At 67.3% G+C, this 18,946-nt stretch carries 18 protein-coding genes; 6 read left to right on the forward strand and 12 right to left on the reverse strand.

All coding sequences use genetic code 11. From position 1 onward, the window contains the following. Window positions 1-2 precede the first annotated feature (2 nt). Together ACLQ2Q_RS05715 and ACLQ2Q_RS05720 are read left to right on the forward strand one after the other, a co-directional pair. Entirely contained in the window at window positions 3-953 is a 951-nt protein-coding gene (locus tag ACLQ2Q_RS05715) for a carbohydrate ABC transporter permease (protein ID WP_425818881.1), read from the forward strand. Next, entirely contained in the window at window positions 950-1,765 is an 816-nt protein-coding gene (locus ACLQ2Q_RS05720) for a carbohydrate ABC transporter permease (RefSeq protein ID WP_425818883.1), read from the forward strand. Before ACLQ2Q_RS05715 ends, ACLQ2Q_RS05720 begins: the two co-directional genes overlap by 4 nt. Before the next feature lie 8 nt (window positions 1,766-1,773). Here the strand turns inward: ACLQ2Q_RS05720 and ACLQ2Q_RS05725 are convergent, their stop codons facing one another. Beyond that, entirely contained in the window at window positions 1,774-4,020 is a 2,247-nt protein-coding gene (locus ACLQ2Q_RS05725) for a glycosyl hydrolase family 8 (RefSeq protein WP_425818885.1), read from the reverse strand. Between the two features lie 241 nt (window positions 4,021-4,261). Beyond that, entirely contained in the window at window positions 4,262-5,215 is a 954-nt protein-coding gene (locus ACLQ2Q_RS05730; protein WP_425818887.1) for an SDR family oxidoreductase, read from the reverse strand. A 207-nt stretch (window positions 5,216-5,422) separates the two neighbouring features. On the opposite strand from ACLQ2Q_RS05730, the gene ACLQ2Q_RS05735 reads away from it, so the two are divergent. The 3 genes from ACLQ2Q_RS05735 to ACLQ2Q_RS05745 all read left to right on the forward strand — a co-directional run bounded on the left by ACLQ2Q_RS05735 (window position 5,423) and on the right by ACLQ2Q_RS05745 (window position 9,111). Beyond that, the gene (locus ACLQ2Q_RS05735) at window positions 5,423-6,454 is read left to right on the forward strand and encodes a TerC family protein (protein WP_425818889.1); all 1,032 of its coding nucleotides are present in this window, start codon (window positions 5,423-5,425) and stop codon (window positions 6,452-6,454) included. A gap of 124 nt (window positions 6,455-6,578) precedes the next feature. Further along, window positions 6,579-7,835 carry a cation:proton antiporter gene (locus tag ACLQ2Q_RS05740; RefSeq protein WP_425818891.1) on the forward strand — a complete coding sequence of 419 codons (1,257 nt, stop codon included), beginning with the start codon at window positions 6,579-6,581 and terminating at the stop codon, window positions 7,833-7,835. A gap of 133 nt (window positions 7,836-7,968) precedes the next feature. Then, window positions 7,969-9,111 carry a peptidoglycan-binding protein gene (locus ACLQ2Q_RS05745; protein ID WP_425818893.1) on the forward strand — a complete coding sequence of 381 codons (1,143 nt, stop codon included), beginning with the start codon at window positions 7,969-7,971 and terminating at the stop codon, window positions 9,109-9,111. Window positions 9,112-9,116: 5 nt separating this feature from the next. Here ACLQ2Q_RS05745 and ACLQ2Q_RS05750 read toward each other — a convergent pair whose 3' ends face one another. From ACLQ2Q_RS05750 to ACLQ2Q_RS05760, 3 genes are all read right to left on the reverse strand, one after another. After that, window positions 9,117-9,434 (reverse strand): ATP-dependent DNA ligase, encoded by a 318-nt coding sequence (locus ACLQ2Q_RS05750; protein ID WP_425818895.1) that lies wholly within the window; start codon window positions 9,432-9,434, stop codon window positions 9,117-9,119. 14 nt (window positions 9,435-9,448) lie between these two features. Then, window positions 9,449-9,802, reverse strand: coding sequence for a hypothetical protein (locus ACLQ2Q_RS05755; protein WP_425818897.1), 354 nt, complete (start codon window positions 9,800-9,802; stop codon window positions 9,449-9,451). Between the two features lie 142 nt (window positions 9,803-9,944). Next, window positions 9,945-10,961, reverse strand: a complete 1,017-nt coding sequence (locus ACLQ2Q_RS05760; protein WP_425818899.1) for a hypothetical protein — start codon at window positions 10,959-10,961, stop codon at window positions 9,945-9,947. A 146-nt stretch (window positions 10,962-11,107) separates the two neighbouring features. Between ACLQ2Q_RS05760 and ACLQ2Q_RS05765 the strand changes: the two genes are divergently transcribed. Beyond that, the gene (locus ACLQ2Q_RS05765; protein WP_425818901.1) at window positions 11,108-11,356 is read left to right on the forward strand and encodes a hypothetical protein; all 249 of its coding nucleotides are present in this window, start codon (window positions 11,108-11,110) and stop codon (window positions 11,354-11,356) included. Window positions 11,357-11,413: 57 nt separating this feature from the next. On the opposite strand, the gene ACLQ2Q_RS05770 is transcribed toward ACLQ2Q_RS05765, so the two are convergent. The 7 genes from ACLQ2Q_RS05770 to ACLQ2Q_RS05800 form a co-directional block, all read right to left on the reverse strand. Then, window positions 11,414-12,187 (reverse strand): GNAT family N-acetyltransferase, encoded by a 774-nt coding sequence (locus tag ACLQ2Q_RS05770; protein WP_425818903.1) that lies wholly within the window; start codon window positions 12,185-12,187, stop codon window positions 11,414-11,416. Window positions 12,188-12,204: 17 nt separating this feature from the next. Further along, window positions 12,205-13,101, reverse strand: coding sequence for a universal stress protein (locus ACLQ2Q_RS05775; RefSeq protein WP_425818905.1), 897 nt, complete (start codon window positions 13,099-13,101; stop codon window positions 12,205-12,207). Beyond that, on the reverse strand, window positions 13,098-14,573 hold the full coding sequence (locus ACLQ2Q_RS05780; RefSeq protein WP_425818907.1) for an APC family permease: 1,476 nt from the start codon (window positions 14,571-14,573) through the stop codon (window positions 13,098-13,100). The genes ACLQ2Q_RS05775 and ACLQ2Q_RS05780 overlap by 4 nt, the downstream gene beginning before the upstream one ends. Window positions 14,574-14,669: 96 nt before the next feature. Continuing rightward, a complete protein-coding gene (locus ACLQ2Q_RS05785) occupies window positions 14,670-15,617 on the reverse strand; it encodes a sucrase ferredoxin (RefSeq protein ID WP_425818909.1) in 948 nt (315 codons plus the stop codon). Window positions 15,618-15,627: 10 nt separating this feature from the next. Continuing rightward, on the reverse strand, window positions 15,628-16,854 hold the full coding sequence (locus ACLQ2Q_RS05790) for a cupin domain-containing protein (RefSeq protein WP_425818911.1): 1,227 nt from the start codon (window positions 16,852-16,854) through the stop codon (window positions 15,628-15,630). Beyond that, window positions 16,851-17,105, reverse strand: coding sequence for a BatC protein (locus ACLQ2Q_RS05795; protein ID WP_425818913.1), 255 nt, complete (start codon window positions 17,103-17,105; stop codon window positions 16,851-16,853). The genes ACLQ2Q_RS05790 and ACLQ2Q_RS05795 overlap by 4 nt, the downstream gene beginning before the upstream one ends. 137 nt (window positions 17,106-17,242) lie before the next feature. Then, complete coding sequence (locus ACLQ2Q_RS05800) at window positions 17,243-18,706, reverse strand: glutamate-cysteine ligase family protein (protein WP_425818915.1); 1,464 nt, start codon at window positions 18,704-18,706, stop codon at window positions 17,243-17,245. Between the last annotated feature and the right edge of the window lie 240 nt (window positions 18,707-18,946).

Genomic DNA, 18,946 nt, shown 5'->3' on the forward strand with positions numbered 1-18,946 from the left:
CGGTGAACGACTCACCCCGCAGATCGGAGCGGCCCACCCAGCCGGCGCGCATCACGGCGCGCCGCGCACGGCTCCGTGACCAGCTCGGCAGCTCCCTCCTCCTGGTCCCCGCGATCGCCTACATCGGGGTGTTCTTCGCGTATCCGCTCGTGAAGAACGTCGTGATGAGCACGCAGGAGTACACGACCGCCACGTTCTACACCGGCGAAGCGCCCTTCGTGGGGTTCGAGAACTACACCGCGATCTTCACGTCGGGGCTCTTCGGCACCTTCCTCACCAACACGTTCGTGTTCGTGATCGGGTCGATCGTCGGCCAGTTCTGCATCGGGCTCGCCCTCGCCGTGTTCTTCAGCCGGCGCTTTCCCCTGAACGGCATCATCCGATCCCTGCTCCTGCTGCCGTGGCTGCTGCCGCTGGTGGTCTCGGCCACGCTCTGGCGCTGGATGTTCGACTTCGACAACGGCGTGGTGAATGAGGTGATCACGGGTCTGGGACTGCCGGCCGTGCCCTGGCTGGTGAGCACCCAGACCGCGATGATCGCCGTCATCCTCGTCAACATCTGGATCGGCATCCCCTTCAACATGGTCATTCTGTACGGCGGCATCAAGGAGATCCCGCCGGAGCTCTACGAGGCGGCTCGGCTCGACGGAGCCAGCGGCCGCCAGATGTTCCGGCACATCACCCTGCCGATGCTCCGACCCGTGATCGCCGTCGTGCTGGTGCTGGGCTTCGTGTACACGGTGAAGGTGCTCGACCTCGTGCTGGTGCTGACGCAGGGCGGGCCGGCCAATTCCACGCAGATCCTGGCGACGCAGGCCTACAAGCTCTCGTTCGAGAACTTCAACTTCGGCCAGGGCGCCGCGATGGGCAACGTGCTCATCCTCATATCCCTCATCTGCGGGTTCATCTACCTCAGGATCAACCGCGCGAGCGTCACAGGAGAAGACCGATGAGCACACCCATCCTGAAGACGCGCGCCAACACCGTCATCGGTGTCCTCCTCGTCGCCTTCCTGCTCTTCCCGCTCTACTGGATGCTGAACGCCGCCCTTCAGGCCGACGTCTCCTCCTCGAACATCACCTGGCTGCCGCTGAACCCCTCCCTCGAGGGCTTCCAGAACGCCCTCTCCACTCAGCTCGGCAACCTGGGGACGAGCCTCGTCATCGCGCTGGGCGCCGTCGTCCTCGCGTTCATCGTCTCGGTCCCCGCCGCGTACGCGCTGGCCCTGCTGCGCCTGCCGGCGGTGCCCGTGATGCTCGGAATCGTCCTCATCACCCAGATGATCCCGGCGATCGTCGTGGCCAACTCGCTCTACACGCTGTACAACTCCTGGGGACTGCTCAACTCGTTCCCCGGGCTGATCCTCGCCGACGCGACGAAGGGCATCCCGTTCAGCATCCTGATCCTCTACGCCTTCATGATCGCCATCCCCAAGGAGATGATGGAGGCGGCGCGGATCGACGGGGCGGGCCGCATCCGGACGCTCGTGTCGGTCGTCGTTCCGCTCAGCCGCAACGCGATCATCACCGCCTCGCTGTTCACGTTCCTGTTCGCCTGGAGCGACCTCGACTTCGCGCTCACCCTCACGACGGACGGGTCGATCGTCCCGGTGACCCTGGGCATCTACCAGTTCCTCGGCGTCTACGACCAGGACTGGAGCACGCTGATGTCGGTGTCGCTGCTGGCCTCCGTTCCCGCCGCCGTCCTGCTCATCTCGGCGCAGCGCTACATCGCCGGTGGGATCTCGACCGGTTCCCTGAAGTAGCGCCGGCGTCACTTGTTCTTCAGCTTCTTCGTGCTCGTGTCGTAGATGTAGCTGGATCGCGCATTGCCCGCAGCGTCCGTGGCGACCACCCGGAGGGAGAACTCGGTGGCGGGCGGAAGACCGGTGAGAGTGAAGGTCGTGCCGGCGACAGGCTCGGTGTTGACTTTGACGTCGCCGTTGAACACGTCGTAGGTCACGCGTCCGCTGGGGTGGTCGTCCGTCGAGGCGATCCAGGCCACGTCGATACGGTCCGGCATCCGCTTCGTCGCCTGGACATATGAGGGGCGTGACGGAGCTGTCACATCCGTTGCGGTGGTGGACGTCGTGAACGCGTCACTGGTGGAGCTGTTCCCCGACTGGTCGGTGGCCACGATCGTGAAGCTGTGGGCCGTTCCCGGCTGCAGGTTCTCGATCTTGTAGTCACTGGGGAAATACACCGGATCCGCGTTGACCTTGGCTCCGTCGCGATAGACGTCATACGAGAGCTCGTTGACAGCATCGTTGTCGGCAGGCCGGTTCCATCTCAGGGTCAGGCTCGTCATCGCCTTCGCCTGAGCGACGATGCCGGTCGTCTTGGCGGGCGCGGCGGTGTCGACCACGGTCGACCCCACCACCGCTTCGCTCACCGTCTTGTTGCCGGCCGCATCCCGGGCCGTCACCGTCATCGAATACGACGTGCCCGGATCCAGGTATTCGAGCTTCGTGGTGAGCTTGGGGGTGACGTTGTAGAGCCGCCCATCCCGCCTGATCTCGTACATCACCGGTCCTTGGTCATCGGCGGCCGCGGCCCACGACAGGTCGATGGTGCTGAAGCTGCTGGCGGTCACCGTGACGTCGAGGGGCTGTGCCGGTGCGGTCGTGTCGGCAGCGGGCAGCGGAGCGGGCAGCGGGCTCGTCGGGTAAGGCTCCGAGTCGTAGAAGTTGGGCATGTTTCCGGTGAGCACCAGCATGCTCATGATCATGACGGCGTCCTGGTAGTAGTTGCCGGGCGAGTCGCTGATGGGCTCCTGCGTGCGGAGGTACCCGTACAGGAGGTCGAGCGAGCTCTGGTTCGAGGCATCGACCATGGCGGCGACGGCCATGGGACCTGTCATGTTGCGGGGCGACGTGAAGGTGGCCCTGTCCGTGCCGTCGATGTTGTACGAGGCCAGCGCGTTGCCGGGGTTTCCGTTGATCTTGGACATGAACCACTTGACGTTCCGGTCCGGGAGATCATGGGCGAGGGGGCTGTTCTCGGTTCCGTTCCACAAGAAGTCCTGGGCCACCCGCCAGGGGAGCCGGCAGGGGTCGAATCCGTAGCTCGTGGAGTTGCTGTCGGGGCCGTTGGCGCCGGTGTAGGTGGGAGCGCCCGTCGCCGAGAGCGCCCACCGATAGGGCACGAGGCCCGTTCCCGGGTTCAGGTTGTAGAAGTGATCGAACATCCCATAAGCGGCATCCGTCGCCTTCTCCCAGCGGTCTTCGCCGGTGGCGTCCTTGTAGAGCGCGAACCACGGCGGGATCTCGTAAGAGCTGATGACCGAGGTGGTCGTCGCCTGACTCACCTTGACCAGGTAGGACGGCTTGTAGATCAGGTGCTCCATGGCATCCCGGATGATCTTCTTCGCCTCCTCGAGGTAGTCGATCCCTCCGCCACTGCCCCATTGCTTGTGCGCCATGAGCAGTGCTGTCGCTGCGTCGAAATCGCCATCGGGTGCGGCGTAGGGATCGATGCTGTTCCCCTCCTTGTCCACTTTCCATCCCATGAAGTTGTAGCCGGGGGACAGGTGCCGCTTGTAGTAGCGGAAGAGCCCGTCGAAGTCGCTGTGGCCGCTCGTGTGCGGGCTCGCCATATACACCGAGAGAAGCATGGCGAATCCGACGCCCTCCGAGGGGGCGCCGTCCTTGTAGTTGGAATCGCTCGCGCGGACTCTCACTTCACCGGGGTTCGCTCCGTCGGTGGTGATGTACTGCTCGCGCCACTTCGTGTAGAGCGACAGCATGTCACGGTTGAGGGTGTCGCGGTCGAGGCTCGGCATGATGCCGTGCGGATACGCCGCGGCATGCGGGAACGGGTACTGCTCCGCCGATATCGCGTCGTCACCCGCAGCGCCGGCAGCGTTCGCCTCGCCGGTAGTCGCGACAGCCTCCTCCGCTGTCGCGCCGGTCGTCGCGACGGCGTTCGCCGCCACCGCGCCGGATGTCAATGACAGCGCCAGCGCTGCAGTGCAGGCGACGGCCCGGGCCGCCGCTGTAAGCCTCTTTCGGACAGTTCTCATCGGAGCTCCTCATTACGTCGTTGTGCGGATGGCTCGGCGCATCTGGCGGCAGAAAGGATTGCGTCGTCGAACTCGAACTGCCGCGCACCAGATGGGTCGCCTGTGACGGCCGCGCGCTTCACCGAGGGGGTGCGCCGGTCAGCCTTACACTGATTAAACGAAAAATCAATAGGCGACCGCATGGTCCTGCGGCGAGCCGCCAGCGGCGTACGGACGGCGCCTCCGCACCGCTGGATCGGCGTCAATCCACCTGCCACACGGCCTTCTCGCGCTCCGCGAACTCGCGGAAGGTGGTGGCCGGTCGTCCGGTGAGCCTGCGGACCGCGCGATTGGGAAGGGCCGAGATGTTGAAGCGGACGACGCGGTAGATCATCTTCTGCACGGCGATGTAGTCCTCAGGCAGGCCGTCTTGTCTCAGCCTCTCCAGGTACTCCGCCTCGCTGGGCCGCGCGTAGCGGATCGTGCGACCGAGCACCTCGCTGAGGATGCGGGCGACGTTGCGGTACGTGAGTGACTGCTCGCCGTTCAGGGTGTACGCGCGGCGGAGGTGGCCGGTGGACGTGAGGACGTGCGCGGCGACCGCTCCGATGTCGCGAGCGTCGATGAAGGCGGTGAAAGCGCGGCCGGCGGGCAGGTAGATCTCGTTCCGATCCCGGATGCCGTCCCGGTAGGTGGTCGACAGGTTCTGCATGAAGAAGTTCGGCCTGAGAAACGTGTAGGGCGCGTCGATCTGGTGGAGGTACCGCTCGACGGCGTAGTGGGGTGTGCCCTTGTTGTGCTGCACTCCCTGCAGTGACAGGAAGGTGATGTGACGGATGCCCGAGCCCATGGCGGCGTCGATCAGAGGGAAGAGATACCGCCGCACATCATCGATCGGCGGCGGTCTCATGAGGAAGAGGCGATCGCAGCCCTCGAGTGCCGCTTTCAACGCCGGACGGTCCGCCGCGAAATCGAACGGCCGCCCCTCGACGCCGGCGGGCAGCGCTTCCCCGCCGGATCCTCCCCGGACCGCTCCGATCACCCTCTGTCCGCGTGCCGCGAGGGTCTCGGCAACGGCGGATCCGACCGTTCCCGTCGCGCCGGTGACGAATACGGCACCGTTCTCATCGATGGCGCCATCTGTGGTCTCGGCTTCCTCACGTCGCCGGCCGGGCCGGCGACCGGTTCTCGTCGCTGACCGTTCTCGCGAGAGCATACCGAGCGCCGGCGAAGCATTCGGTACTCAGCGACCTTTCAGCCAGCATCCGCCGCAGTTTCCTAGACTGCGAAATGCAAGGGGAGTACTCCGACACGGTCGGCTCGTCATTACGGATGCGATCTGCATCCCGGGTCGCCGGTCCTCGATCCCGAGGGTGGAGAAGACCTTGACGTCGATCACTCAACGTCGGGTTTGGAGCACCTCTTGAATGTCACGCCGCTCGTTTGGATCATCACGCTCGCGATCACGGTCGCGTTCTTCGTCTACGAGTTCTTCGCCCACGTGCGAAAGCCGCACGAGCCGACCATCACGGAGTCCGCCCGGTGGTCGGCGTTCTACATCGGTCTGGCCCTGCTGTTCGGCGTGGGAATCGGTGCCGTCTCGGGCTGGACGTTCGGGGGTGAGTACTTCGCCGGCTACCTGACCGAGAAGGCGCTCTCGATCGACAACCTGTTCGTCTTCTTCATCGTGATGGCGGGCTTCGCCGTGCCGAAGATCTATCAGCAGAAGGTGCTGATGATCGGGATCGTGATCGCATTGATCATGCGCGGCGGCTTCATCGCCATCGGAGCGGCGCTGATCGAGAACTTCTCGTGGATCTTCTACATCTTCGGTGCGCTGCTGCTGTTCCTCGCCTACCGGCAGGCGTTCGCCCATGGGGATCACAACCCGGCCGACGGCAGGTTCATGCACTTCGTGCGCCGCATCCTGCCGGTCACTGACGAGTACAGCGGCGACCGGCTGACCGTCCGGAAGAACGGGCGCCGTTTCGTCACCCCGATGCTGCTGGTGATCGTCGCGATCGGCTTCGTCGACCTGATCTTCGCCGTCGACTCGATCCCCGCGATCTACGGCCTCACGGAGGAGGCCTACATCGTCTTCACCGCCAACGCCTTCGCCCTGATGGGGCTGCGGCAGCTCTACTTCCTCATCGGCGGGCTGCTCGAGCGTCTGGTCTACCTCGCCCAGGGGCTCGCCGTGATCCTCGCCTTCATCGGAGTCAAGCTCGTCCTGCACGCCCTCCACGTCAACGAGCTGCCGTTCATCAACGGGGGCGAACCGCTGCTGTGGGTGCCGGAGATTCCCATCTGGTTGTCGCTGCTGTTCATCGCCGCGACGATCATCGTCGCGACCGTCGCAAGTCTCCTCAAGACCCGGAACGATGGACGCCGCGGAACTGTCGCGGTCGGCGATTCGATATCCGACTCGCCGAGCATTCGTGAAGGCAGGAGATGAGTCTCGGGAGGTAGCATGCGTCGCGGGGATCGGGGGTCTACCGTATTGCTGTCAGCGCTCGAGAGGACCGGAGGGTTGTCGCCGTAGCGGATCATGGCCGACGGTCTGAAGAAGCGAGCCAATCATGGAGCCCGTACTCGCCGTTCTGAGTCTTGTCGTGCTCGGTTGGGCCGTGCTGTCCAGGCGCCTCGCCGGGTGGAACATCACCGGCCCGGTCGTCCTGTCGGCAGCGGGGTTCCTCCTGGGCAATCAGGCGTGGGGCCCGGTGCCCGTCGATGTCGACGCGCCGTCGGTCCACCTCCTCGTCGAGTTGACACTGGCACTCCTGCTGTTCTCGGATGCATCGAGAGTCAACCTGCCCACGCTTCGACGGGACGTCGGAATACCGGCTCGGCTCCTCGGTATCGGTCTTCCGGCCTCGGTCCTCCTCGGAACCCTGGCCGCCGCGCTCTTGTTCAACGACCTCACGTGGGCGCTGGCGCTCTTCGTCGGTGCGGCCCTGGCGCCCACGGACGCCGCGTTGAGCACTCAGGTGATCGAGGACGAACGTGTGCCGGCGCGGGTGCGCCGTGCCCTCAACATCGAGAGCGGACTCAACGACGGAATCGTCACACCGATCGTGGTGTTCGCGCTGGCGCTCGCCGCAACGCAGCTCGGCCATTCCGGTGAGGACTCCGGCGGCGTCGGCGCAGGACTGGAGCTGGTGATCGGCATTGCGATCGGCGTGGTCCTGGGTTTCGTGAGCGCGAAACTGCTCGCCGGCGCGTCGCGCCGCGGCTGGGTCATCCACGGCGGTCGTCGCCTGGGTGCCCTCGCCACGGCCGTCGGAAGTTTCGCGCTCGCCGAGGTCCTCGGCGGGAATGCGTTCATCGCCGCGTTCGTGGCGGGTATGGCCTTCGGTGCGGCGTTCCCGCCCGACGTCGCAGCGGTGGACGAGGTGGTGGAGCTGCCCGAACTGCTGGGAGAGGTTCTCGCACTCGGAGTGTGGTTCCTCTTCGGCGCGGCTCTGGTGCCTTTTGCGCTCGAGCACGTCTCGTTGGCGACTCTCGCCTATGCAGTGCTCAGCCTCACGATCATCCGGATGCTTCCGGTCGCGGTCGGGTTGGCCGGAACAGGACTGGACACGCAGACCGTCGGCTTCATCGGCTGGTTCGGACCGCGTGGACTCGCCTCGGTGGTGTTCGCGATCCTCGCCATCGAGCAACTGGGCGAGTTCGAAACAGTCGGCCCCGCGATCTCCGTCGTCGCTGTCACCGTGCTTCTGAGCGTGCTCGCGCACGGCGTCTCAGCAGGTCCTCTTGTCCGACGGTACGCCCGCAGCCATGGAGACGGCGCCCCTGGCGGGCACAGCGGTCCGCGCGCTCGCCGCAGAGGTGCCTGAGCTGCGGTCATCTCCCTACCGATTCTCGCGATCGCGCGGCCCGCTGCAGTCCGTGCCAGGACTTTCGCGTGCTTCTCCGGCGAAGGGCTCTGTCAGGATGGGGACGAAGGTCGGGCGCCGAAGGAGGCTGGTCATGAAGATCGACGCTGCCAGGGTGCGGTGGCTGCGACGTGCGAGTGCCACGTGCACCGTCATCGTGGCGATCGGTCTCGCCGGGTGCGCCGGTGACGTCAGCAGCGTCGATCGGGCGGAGGCGCAGGTCGCCGCGAAGGAGAAGGCCCTGACCGAGGCCCAGGCGCAGCTGACCGCTGCGTCGGACGCCTTCTGTGGGGCGAGCAAGGCCTACATCGCGGCGCTCGACCGTTATGGGGACGTGCTGAATGAGACCGCACCCACCGTCGGCGACGTGAGGGACGCTGGCGCGGACCTCACTGATCCACGCGAGGATGCGTTCGAGGGCGCCGAGGCCGCGGTCGACGCCCAGCGGGAGGTCGTGACTGCCGAACAGGAGTTGGAAGACGCGCGTGCCGCACTGGAGCAGGCGAATTCCGGCGCCTCGGCCGCCCCCGGCGAGCCTGATGCCGCCGACCCGACCTCCACTCCCCTCGCGCCGGCCGCAACCGTCGAACGGGTCACGCAGGCGGAGTCGGATTTCGACGCCGCGCTGAGCGGGATCACCGACGACACCCCCTTGACGGACGCATCCGAACAATTCAACAGCGCCGTGGTCGCGCTCGAGTTCGCCTGGCTGCGGCTCTTCGTCGACGCCGGCTGCGTCTCCGACGAGCAGACGGTGCAGGCCCAGGCGGCCGCGAGCGCGTACACGACGGCGTTGCAGCAGGAGCTCGCCCAGGCGGGGTACTACGCCGGTGCGATCGACGGGCTGTACGGGCCGGAGACGGTCCGGGCGGTCGAGGCGCTGCAGGAAGCCAGCGGCCTGCCGGTCACCGGCACCGTCGACAACGCCACCGCCGAAGCGCTGCAGGCGGAGCTGCTGGCGCTCGGCGGAGCCGCCGCGCAGGAATCCATCGCCACCACGGCGGCCGTTCAGCAGACCCTGAAGCTGCTCGGATTCTGGGACGGCCCCGTGGACGGCATGTGGACACCGGCTCTGACCGAGGCGGTGCAATCACTGCAGGTTGAGCTGGGAGTCGAGCCGACCGGCGCGGTGGATGCCGCCACGATCAACGCCTTCCACACGGCCATCGAAGAGCTCGCGAATGCGGAATCGCCCGAGACCCCGGTTCCCGCTCCGTCGACCTCGGACGAGCCGTAGGCCGATCACATCGTCGCAGGGGCGCCCTGCTCGGCCGGTTCCGGCACGATGCTCAGCCCGTTGGGACCGCTCGCGACGAGCATGAGCTCTTCGACCCATTCCCGATCGATGCGTGGTGGACGGCTGCCGAAGAAGTGGAACTGGAGGGGCACCGAGGGGCTCATCCAGAAGCTCCGGTGCCCACTGCCGTCCGCGACTTCGACGTCGAACATGAACGACTCCGACCGACGGAGCTTGTTCATGATGACGATGCGCAGATGAGCGAGCGTGCGCTCCTCGATGTCGATCGCGGTCGTCGACGAGTCGTAGATGAACCGTGCCATGCGTCTCTCCAGGATCAGGCGTGCGGCTGCGGGACCGCACGCGTGGTGTCGACCGGGGTCTGAGCTCCGGTGTCGTGCTGTGCGACGAGAGCGATGCCACCCGAGGAGTTCGCGGACTGCGCGAGCTCCTCGATCCAGTCACGGCTCAACATCGAGGGTTCGGGATCGTCGAAGACGAAGCGCATGGGAATCGACGGATGGAGCCACAGCGTCGAGCGCCCTCGAGGCTCGTCGTCGGTGTGACGCCAGGACACCGTGAAGCTCTCACCGCGCCGCAGCTTGGTGACAGCGACCACCTTGAGGTGGGCGAGCGCGCGATCCTCGATCCGGATCGGCGTCGCCGACCCGCCGTAGTACATCGTTCCCATGGCTTGTCCTTGAAGATCTGGCCGCATCGAGATCTCTTCTCGCTGCAGCCGCATGCTCGGGCCGTGCGGATGCTGATCGGCCCGGAGGACCGCAGCGGGCCGCCCCGCGGAAGCGGGACGGCCGCCGGGTGAGGCCCGTGGCTCAGAGGGCCGCGCCGTTGACGAACACGGTGATCGCACCGGACGCGGTCACTGCGCCGGGGGTCACGTCGCCGTAGGCGAGGTCGCCATCGATGATGTCACCGGGGACGATGTCGCCGGCGACGATGTTGCCGTCCAGGGTGGCGAGGATCGTGACGTCTTCACTCACGGTGACGTCGGCCTCGGTGATGACGCTCTTGACACTGCCGGGGACGATGTTCTTGTTGCCCTCGACGCAGACGTCGGGGTTGGCGTTCGGGTCGGACTCGAACTCCTCGGCCCATGTCGTGGCGCCGAAGTTGAAGTCACCGATCCAGACGTAGGGCTGGAAGTCGTATGCCTCGAAATCGTACGCACCGAAGGAGTACTCCCCGAAGGAGTAGTCGCCGAGCGACGGGGCGCCGTAGGCGGGTTCGCCCTCAGCCACGAACTTCGGGTCGCCTGCGGCGAAGCCGGTCAGGGTGAAGCCGGTGATCTGGTTGCGCTGACGCGCGTCGTAGGCGACGGTCGCGGCGACCTTGCCGGTCAGGTCGCCGGCCCGGGTGCCCTCGCGGGTGCCGGTCGCGGTGCCCGTGCGGACGCCTTCGCGGGTCCCCATCGCAGTGCCGACGCGCTCGGCGGTGCGGTCACCCGCGCGGGTGCCGGTCCGGACCTGCTGGACGCTGTTGCCGGTGGTCTTGGTGCAGGAGAGCGTCTGGATCATGACCTGCTCGGCGCCCTGTTTGCCGAGCTCGACGCCGTACTGGACGGCCGACTGCGTGCCCGACTGCGTGCCGGACTGGGTGACGCCCTGCCTCATGGCCTGGATGGCGTCCTGCGAGGTGGTGAACTTCAGGCTCTTCGCCTGGGCCTGCATCTGGGCGTTGTTGAGGCCCAGCGCGGTCTGCACGTCGCCCTTGCCGACGAAGCCGCTGCCGGCGCTGTCGATCGTGACGGCCGCCTGCGCGGCGCCGGCGCCGCCGAGGGCGAGGGCGGTCGTGGTGGCCGCGATGAGCGCGACCTTGCTGATGCGACGCATCTGATGTGTGTCCTTACTTCCGACTTTGGATAGGTGGGCCGCTCACTCCGTTGCAGTGGCCTCTATAGGTAGTCTATACGAGTGCTATACCCATGACAAACCCGCAGTGTGCTTCTTTCAGCGTTCTCTCTGGTAACCTTGCGGCCATGCCACGTCCCTATGGAGACCCGGTCGAGATCGTGACCGCTCCGATTCCGGCGCAGTCGCCGTTCATACCGCTGGACGCGAAGATCGTCATGGGTGCGGTGGCTCCCGCATCGCCTGAGCCGATTCCACTGGTGCTGCTGCCGGGATTCGAGTACCGCCTGCGAGAGTGGCGTCATCCCGAGACTCACGCGAGCCACTGGGTGCTCGAGCGCAGGAAGTCCGGCCTGCGGAGCGAGGACGAAGAATAGGCCGACCGTGCAGAATCGCCTGCGGTCGGGGAACGCTGGGCGGGGTCCAGCAGCGGGTCAGACGGGCCGGCGCACGACGATGTAGGTATCGCGCTCCTCGGCGGCAGCGAAGCCTCGCGCGTCGAACAGTGACCGCGGTCCACAGAACGACGTCGAATCCTCGCCGGTGTCCGTCCGGCGCGGGTATCCCTCGACGTATCGTGCGCCGCGTGCGGCCCCGTCGGCGACGACGCGATCGAGAAGCGCCGATGACACGCCGTGGCGCCGGTAGGGCGGCGCGATGATGAAGCAGGACACGCCCACGACGGTGTCGGGCGCGGGGCCCTCAGGATCGACGCCGCTGTACTTCGCGTAGGTCGATCGCGGCGACGCGTTGACCCAGCCGGCCGGTCGGCCGTCGACGTAGGCGAGGTAGCCGAGCGTCGCTCCGGATCGCAGTCGCTCGATCATCTCCGCGCGTACGTCGCGCCAGGGTCGCTCAGGAACTTCGCCGGTATGGGGATGCAGGCAATAGCACGCCCCCCAGTCCGGATTGTCGGGAAACGCTTCGCGGTCGAAGAACCGCAGCCAGTCATCGATGCGTTCCTCGGTGACGGGATGCACCTCGACCGAGCCGATCGACGGAAGCCGCCCGACGGGGCCGTCCTCGCGCACCGACGCCTCCGCGAAGTTGCGCGCCCAGATCCGCACCTCGTCTTCGGGGTACGGCACGTCGTGCGTGGCGCGGACATGTGCGACGAGCTGCTCGACCAGCGCGTCAAGCCCGTCGCCCTCGAATCGCGCGTCCTCTTCGAAGCACTCGATCCACATCGAGACACTGGGCGTCGTCACTTCTCCAGCCTCCTCCGCTACCCGATCGCCGTACCCGGAACGATGACGACCGGCACCGGCGCGTGACGGACGATCTTGGATGCACTCGAGCCGAGGAAGACCTGCGCGAGCCTATGCGTCGACGACGACCCCAGCACCATAAGGTCGCCGTCGGCCCACTCGACCCCAGTGACCGCTTCGCCCCAGTCCGAACCCTCCGCCATCGCCAGCTCCAGACCGTCGCCGGTGACCCCGATCGAATTCAGGTGGACCATTGCCGCGGCCTGCGCCGAGGCGGCCTGCACCCCCCACAGGTCGATGACCTGGGTCTCGGCATGGCTGACCGCGCTGGTGACCGGGCGCCGTGATGGGCGCACGAGGAAGGTGACCACGCGCAGTCTCGCCGACGCGCGCGTGCTGATCTCGGCCACTCGTGTGAGAAGCGACCAGCTCGCGTCGTCGTCTCGGAAGGCGACCGTGATCCGCGTCACTCCGTTCGAGGTGTTGTGTCCCCGCGGCGCGATGGCCACCGGCACCGTCGACGAATGGACCAGCCGGTCGGTCTTGGGCGTCAGGCGGATGCGGCCCGGTTCGGCGTCGTCGCCCGAGGCCACCACGAGAATCTCGGCATCCCTTTTCGCCGCCTCTTCGAGGAGCGCCTGGGGCACCGACCGGCCGGCCACCCAGACCGCAGACCCGTCGATGTCCGGATGCTGCGCGAGGTCGGCGGCGGCGAGGGCTGCGCTGTCCGCCCCTTCGCCGGCCGCCCATTGCTCGTACTCCCGATCGGTTCCCGCTGCGAACGGCGTGCCCCACCCTCGCGGGACGACCGACACGGCGACCACAGGCTGGGGAAGGGACTTCGCCAGTTGGCAGGCGAGCTCGATGGCGCTGCGGTCGTGCTTGTGTGGCGCGTAGCCGACGACGTACGTCATACCTCGGCCTCGGGGTGGATCGGCTCCGAGATCTCTTCGTCGGAGGTGTAGTGGCTGAGCGTGGCGTGCCGGCGTCCGTAGAACAGATAGAAGGCGAAGACGATGGCGAGCCAGGTGACGCAGATGATCCACGTGATCGGCCGCAGGCTCGTGAGCACGTAGACGCACACCAGGACCGTCAGGATCGGCACCACCGGGTAGAACGGGACCTTGAACGGTCGCTCCAGGTCAGGGCGCCGGCGCCGCAGCACCATCAGCGAGATCGCGACGACGCTGAACGCGACCAGCGTTCCGAACGAGACGCTGTCCCACAGATAGTCGGAGGGCACGAACCCCGCGACCAGCGCGACGACGATCGCGACCACGACGGTGTTGAAGACCGGTGTGCCGTGCTTGGCGCTGACGGCGAGGAACTTCTTGGAGACCATGCCGTCGCGGGAGATCGAGAACAGGATGCGGGTCTGGCCGTACAGCGTCACGAGGGTGACGGAGAAGACCGAGACGACCGCGCCCGCGGCGAGGATCGTCGCCCAGATCGGCGTGCCGGTGACGAGCTCCATGATCTTCGCGAGACCGGCCTCGCCCGCTTCGGGGGTGGCGAACCACTCGACGGGTTGTGCCGCGAGCCCGGCGATGCACACCAGGACGTAGAAGACGGTGACGATGAGCAGCGCGCCGATGATGGCGCGGGGAATCGCCTTCTGCGGATTCCTCACCTCCTCGCTCGCCGTGGCGACGGCATCCAGTCCTATGAAGGAGAAGAAGATCGTGCCGGCCGCCGCACTGATCCCCGCGGCCTGTGCGAAGAAGTTCGAGAAGTGGTCGGCGTTGAAGGCGGAGAACCCGATGACGATGAACATGGCCAGCACGCCGAGCTTGATGCAGACCATGACCGCATTGATCGTCGCCGACTCGGAGGCGCCGCGGATGAGGAGCAGCATGCACAGCAGCACCAGTACGACGGCCGGCAGGTTCACGATCCCACCGGTCGCCACGCCGTCATCCCCCGGCACGAAGGAGGCCGAGAGCTCCCTCGGCAGCTGGAACGCGAAGAGCTGATGCAGCAGTTCGTTGAAGTACCCGCTCCATCCGACGGCGACCGCGGAGACGGCCACGCCGTACTCGAGCAGCACGCATCCGCCGACGAGGATCGCCGCGCCCTCGCCGAGCGCGTGATACGTGAACGAGTAGCTCGAGCCGCTCACCGGGATGGATGACGAGAGCTCGGCGTAGCACACCGCGGCCAGCCCGGCCGCGATCGCCGCGAGGAGGAACGAGAAGATCACGGCTGGGCCAGCGACCGGGATCGCCTCGCTCAGCACGAAGAAGATGCCGGTGCCGACCGTGGCGCCGACCCCGAACATCATGAGCTGGAACGTGCCGAGGTTGCGCGTGAGCTCCTCGCCCGGATGGTGGCGGTGCTGGAAGATGATGGGCTTGCGCCGCAGCAGCTGTTTGCCGAGATCGGACATGTCGGACTCCGTCGCGTCGTCGCCCGCTCCACCGTCACGGGGTTGCCCAAGTCTGGTCCCCGCTCCGGCCCAGGGCAAGGCCGGTCCGGCCGGGCGTCAGCCGCCTGTCGTGCCTGCCGGGCGCCGGGAGATCGACTCGAGAGCGAACTCACGGACGGAGGCCGGACGTGTTGCCGCGCACGTGCTGAGCAGCGGCGCCGACATCCGCTCGTGCATCGTCACGGTCACGATGTCACCGCCATGGCCGAGGTCCACCCGCCATCCCCCTTGCGCCGTGCGCTCCTCTCGCAGCGGCGTGAACGTTCCGATCCGGGCATCGCCAGTGCGCGAGCGCCCGAAGGATTCGGCTGCCTGCGTGACATTGCTGAGCGAACTGCGGCCACGGTAGTACTGATCGACGAGTTCGCCTTGGAGGTAGCGATCGATGATGGCAACGGCATCCGCTGTCGGCACTCGCCCGTAATACAAGCCGTGAGGCAGGACGATCATCGTCGCGGCGAAGCGATCGCCGCCGAGGTGCGAGCTCTCCCACGTCTCCTCGGGGAATGCGCCGGCGAGCGCCTTGGCGACCGGTCGACCGCGAACGGCGCAGCACTGGTCGTGTCGCGCGTGCGTGCACACCAGCACGACGGGCCGGTCGGATGCTGTGCCGGCCGTTCCGTCGAGCGGGATGTCGAGAAGTTCGGCCGGGTCCTCGACGACTCCCCAGCGCACCGACTCGAGGCCGGTACGGGCGTCGGCCACCGCCCACCGCCACCGCCGCTGGGAACGGCGCTCGTCCGCGCGACGGCCGTACCGCCGGATCGCGACGGTGCGCATGCCGGCGCCCTCGGCGCGCCGCACGAGCGCCCGCCCGATCGCCGGATCGAGGCGTGACTGGAAGAAGGCGTGCGCACCCCATGCGCCGTCGATCTCGACGAGCAGCCAGCGAGCGCCGAATCCGCCGGTGCCCGCGAGGGGATCGTCACGTTCGAGCGAGCGGTCGCTGCACGGCTCCCACGCGCCGGTCGGCTCGAACGTCGCGGGAAGCGCCGTCGCGCTCATGGACGACCGATCATCGGGGAACCAGCACGCCCTCGCGGAGCAGTCTGCGCGACACCACGAGCGACGAATTCGGGTCAAGCCCTGGCAGCGCCCCGGCGAGCTGGTCGCGCTCGCGGAGTGCATGGACAGCGGAGGAGGCCTCAGCGGGCAGCGCGATGGACTTGTCGGGCAGCACGATGCGCACCGTCCCCTGGTCATCTTCGATGCGCGCCTGGAGGGCGTTGCGCCATCCGAGGCTCGCGGCGGGATCGAGGCCTGTCAGCACGTCGATCGTGGCAAGCGGCCGCACCGGTTCCGGACGGACCGCCTCGTGGAATGCACGCCGCAGCCCCGCGGCGATCGGGCCGGCGATCGACGCCGCGTCGAGGATCGCGTGAGCGGCGGCGACGGTGGCCGCCAGGTCTGCATCGAGCGAAGAGGGGTCCGCATAGTCGATGCCGAGCGGCAGTGGATGTCGCAACGCCGCGTCGTCTCCCGCGTGCGCGAGCAGGCGGGAGAGCAGGTCGTGGCGCGTCGTCGCCCGCACTCCGATCGTCAGGTGGATGGATGTTCCGCCCTGCGCCACCGCCGAGTGGATCCATCCGCGGGGCAGATACAGCACGTCTCCGGGCTCGAAGACCGCATCGATCCGAGGCTGCGTGCGCGCGCGCTCGGCCACCGCCTCCCGGTGATCCGTCCACGGTTGGTCGGCGAGCGGATGCCGGTGCACCGGTTCATGGATCGTCCAGCGCTTCGCGCCCGCGATCTGGATCACGAACACGTCGTGCGTGTCGTAGTGCGGGTCGAACCCGCGCGACGACGCCGGAGTGACGTACGCGTTGACCTGCACGGGGTGACCGAGATCTGTGACCAGCTGCCGGGTGAATGCGGCGATCGGCTCCCACGTGCGGTGCAGTCCCTGCAGCACCAGCGTCGCGCCGCCGGCGAACTGCTCGAGCACCTTCGACGAGTCGAGCTGGTCTCCGATCTCTGCGCCGAATCCGCCGGACCCCGTGAACAGCGACGACGCCAGCACCGTGCCCTCAGAGGCCATCCGCGCGAACGGTGTGCGAAGGCCCCTCTCGGCCACGAGCTCGTCGACCGCCCTCGCGCTGAACAGGTCGCCGAACCCGGCTGCGCCGGGGGTGAGGAGCGGCTGCTCCCCCCAGTAGTCACGGCCGAACTCCGCCGTGGGAATCGCGGTGAGGCGCGCGAGCGCGGGTCGATCACCCGGTCCGCGCGAGGCGACCTCGCTCAAGCCGATCCGTCGGCACCGCCGTCATGACCACCGGTGTTCGCGCCGCCGTCCGCGGGTCCTTCGCCTGCGTCCGCGGATCCGTCGGCACCGCCGTCGTGACCGTCGGCGTTGGCGCCGCCGTCCGCTGGTCCTTCGCCTGCGTCCGCGGATCCGTCGGCACCGCCGTCATGACCGCTCGGGTTCGCCCCGCCGTCCGCCGGCCCCTCGCCGGGTGTGCCGGTGGTCGTGATGTCGTCGTCGTTGATGCTCATGTGCAGCCTTTCAGAATGGATGTGGCGCGATTGGATGTGGCGAGGATGGGCCGTTTGCGACAATACCCGGGCCGCCTCGCCCCAACGAGGCCTTGACATCGCCCCTCGCTCTCAGGGTCCGAGGCGGATGTGGTCGGTCAGCCCCAGGTGTGCACGGGCTGGTTCGTGTGCATCCCTTCCCGGTACTCCAGCAGGGTGGCTCGCAGGGCGTCGTAACGCTCCATGCGCGAGCGGCGATGCATCCTGTCGACGAACCACTCCGCGCCGGTGATCCCGGTGAGGCACCGCTGCTCGATGATGCCGAGCAGCCGTTCCCGCTCGGATGCCGGAACTCCCCACGCCTCGAGGCCCGTGTGCGCGAGAGGCAGGAGTCTGCGCAGGACCAGCTCGGTGACGGGCACCTGTCCGACGCCGGGCCAGTAGATCTGCGCATCGATCCCGTGGCGCGCGGCGGTGTGGAAGTTCTCCTCGGCCGCGGCGAAGGACATCTGCGACCACAGCGGTCGCCCGCTGTGAGCCAGCGAGCGCACGAGTCCGAAGTAGAAGGCCGCGTTCGCCACGATGTCGGCCACCGTCGGGCCGGCCGCAAGCAGCCGGTTCTCGACCCGGAGGTGGGGCACGCCCTGAGAGATGTCGTAGACGGGTCTGTTCCACCGGTAGATGGTGCCGTTGTGCAGCCGAAGCTCGGCGAGCTTCGGCGTGCCTCCCGACTCGAGGACCTCCACCGGGTCTTCGTCGTCGACGATGGGCAGCAGGGCCGGGAAGTACCGGACGTTCTCTTCGAAGAGGTCGAACACGGAGGTGATCCAACGTTCGCCGAACCACACGCGCGGGCGCACGCCTTGTGCCTTCAGCTCCTCGCTGCGGGTGTCCGTTGCCTGCTCGAACAGCGGAATGCGGGTCTCGCGCCAGAGCTCCCGACCCAGCAGGTAGGGCGAGTTCGCCGACACCGCCAGCTGCACGCCCGCGATCGCCTGCGATGCGTTCCAGTACGCCGCAAACGACTCCGGCGACGTCTGCAGGTGGAACTGCGTGCTCGTGCAGGCAGCCTCGGGCACGATCGAGTCAGCGGTCGTGACCAGCTTCTCGCGTCCGGCGATGGAGATCGAGATGTCCTCGCCGCGCGCATCCAGGATCTGGTCGTTCAGCAGCGCGTACCGCGGGTTGGAGCTGATGCTGTTCCGTCCGAGATGCTTCTGCGCGAGCGTCGGCAGGATGCCGATCATGACCTGGTGGGCCCCGACGGTCGAAGAGCGCTCCTCGGCGTTGTTCAGGCTGGCTCGCAGCGTGTCTTCGAAAGTGGAGAGCCCGCCATCGCGAAGCCGCGCCGGCGGCACGTTGATCTCGATGTTGAAGCGACCCAACTCGGTCTGGAAAGCCGGATCGGCGATGGCCTGCAGGGCCTCGGCGTTTCGCATCGCCGGGTCGCCGACATCGTCGATGAGGTTCAGCTCGACCTCGAGTCCGGTCAGCGGGTCGTCGGTGTCGAATCGCGCCTCCCGCAGCATCCGCGCGAACACGTCCAGGTTGCGCCGCACCTTCTCCCGGTGGCGGGTCCGGTCGGCACGAGTGAACTCCTGCGGCGCGACGTCTTCACCCATGACGGCACAATAGACCCGCCGCGGTCAGCCAGGAACGGCCTAGCGGACACCGCCGGACGTGTGCTCAGCGGGCGGTGGCGATCTGACGTGATTCGTGACCGTATCAAGAGGGCACCGGTCGCCCTCTCTCTGTGTACAAGCACGAGGCGCAAGGAACTCAGAGGACCGAGCTCGATCCACCTTCGTGGTCCGCAGTCTCCACATCATCAACAGGGAATCCGCTCACGCGCTCCAGATGGA

It is taken from the genome of Microbacterium sp. DT81.1 (assembly GCF_049844955.1).
Taxonomy (GTDB): Bacteria; Actinomycetota; Actinomycetes; order Actinomycetales; family Microbacteriaceae; genus Microbacterium.

Excerpts from the sequence above, each read along its gene's own strand:
- ACLQ2Q_RS05755 (WP_425818897.1), bottom strand. The coding sequence starts at position 9,802 with ATGGGAACGATGTACTACGGCGGGTCGGCGACGCCGATCCGGATCGAG.
- ACLQ2Q_RS05760 (WP_425818899.1), bottom strand. The coding sequence starts at position 10,961 with ATGCGTCGCATCAGCAAGGTCGCGCTCATCGCGGCCACCACGACCGCC.
- ACLQ2Q_RS05795 (WP_425818913.1), bottom strand. The coding sequence starts at position 17,105 with ATGAGCATCAACGACGACGACATCACGACCACCGGCACACCCGGCGAG.
- ACLQ2Q_RS05800 (WP_425818915.1), bottom strand. The coding sequence starts at position 18,706 with ATGGGTGAAGACGTCGCGCCGCAGGAGTTCACTCGTGCCGACCGGACC.
- ACLQ2Q_RS05750 (WP_425818895.1), bottom strand. The coding sequence starts at position 9,434 with ATGGCACGGTTCATCTACGACTCGTCGACGACCGCGATCGACATCGAG.
- ACLQ2Q_RS05730 (WP_425818887.1), bottom strand. The coding sequence starts at position 5,215 with ATGCTCTCGCGAGAACGGTCAGCGACGAGAACCGGTCGCCGGCCCGGC.
- ACLQ2Q_RS05785 (WP_425818909.1), bottom strand. The coding sequence starts at position 15,617 with ATGAGCGCGACGGCGCTTCCCGCGACGTTCGAGCCGACCGGCGCGTGG.
- ACLQ2Q_RS05780 (WP_425818907.1), bottom strand. The coding sequence starts at position 14,573 with ATGTCCGATCTCGGCAAACAGCTGCTGCGGCGCAAGCCCATCATCTTC.
- ACLQ2Q_RS05740 (WP_425818891.1), top strand. The coding sequence starts at position 6,579 with ATGGAGCCCGTACTCGCCGTTCTGAGTCTTGTCGTGCTCGGTTGGGCC.
- ACLQ2Q_RS05765 (WP_425818901.1), top strand. The coding sequence starts at position 11,108 with ATGCCACGTCCCTATGGAGACCCGGTCGAGATCGTGACCGCTCCGATT.
- ACLQ2Q_RS05720 (WP_425818883.1), top strand. The coding sequence starts at position 950 with ATGAGCACACCCATCCTGAAGACGCGCGCCAACACCGTCATCGGTGTC.
- ACLQ2Q_RS05775 (WP_425818905.1), bottom strand. The coding sequence starts at position 13,101 with ATGACGTACGTCGTCGGCTACGCGCCACACAAGCACGACCGCAGCGCC.
- ACLQ2Q_RS05745 (WP_425818893.1), top strand. The coding sequence starts at position 7,969 with ATGAAGATCGACGCTGCCAGGGTGCGGTGGCTGCGACGTGCGAGTGCC.
- ACLQ2Q_RS05725 (WP_425818885.1), bottom strand. The coding sequence starts at position 4,020 with ATGAGAACTGTCCGAAAGAGGCTTACAGCGGCGGCCCGGGCCGTCGCC.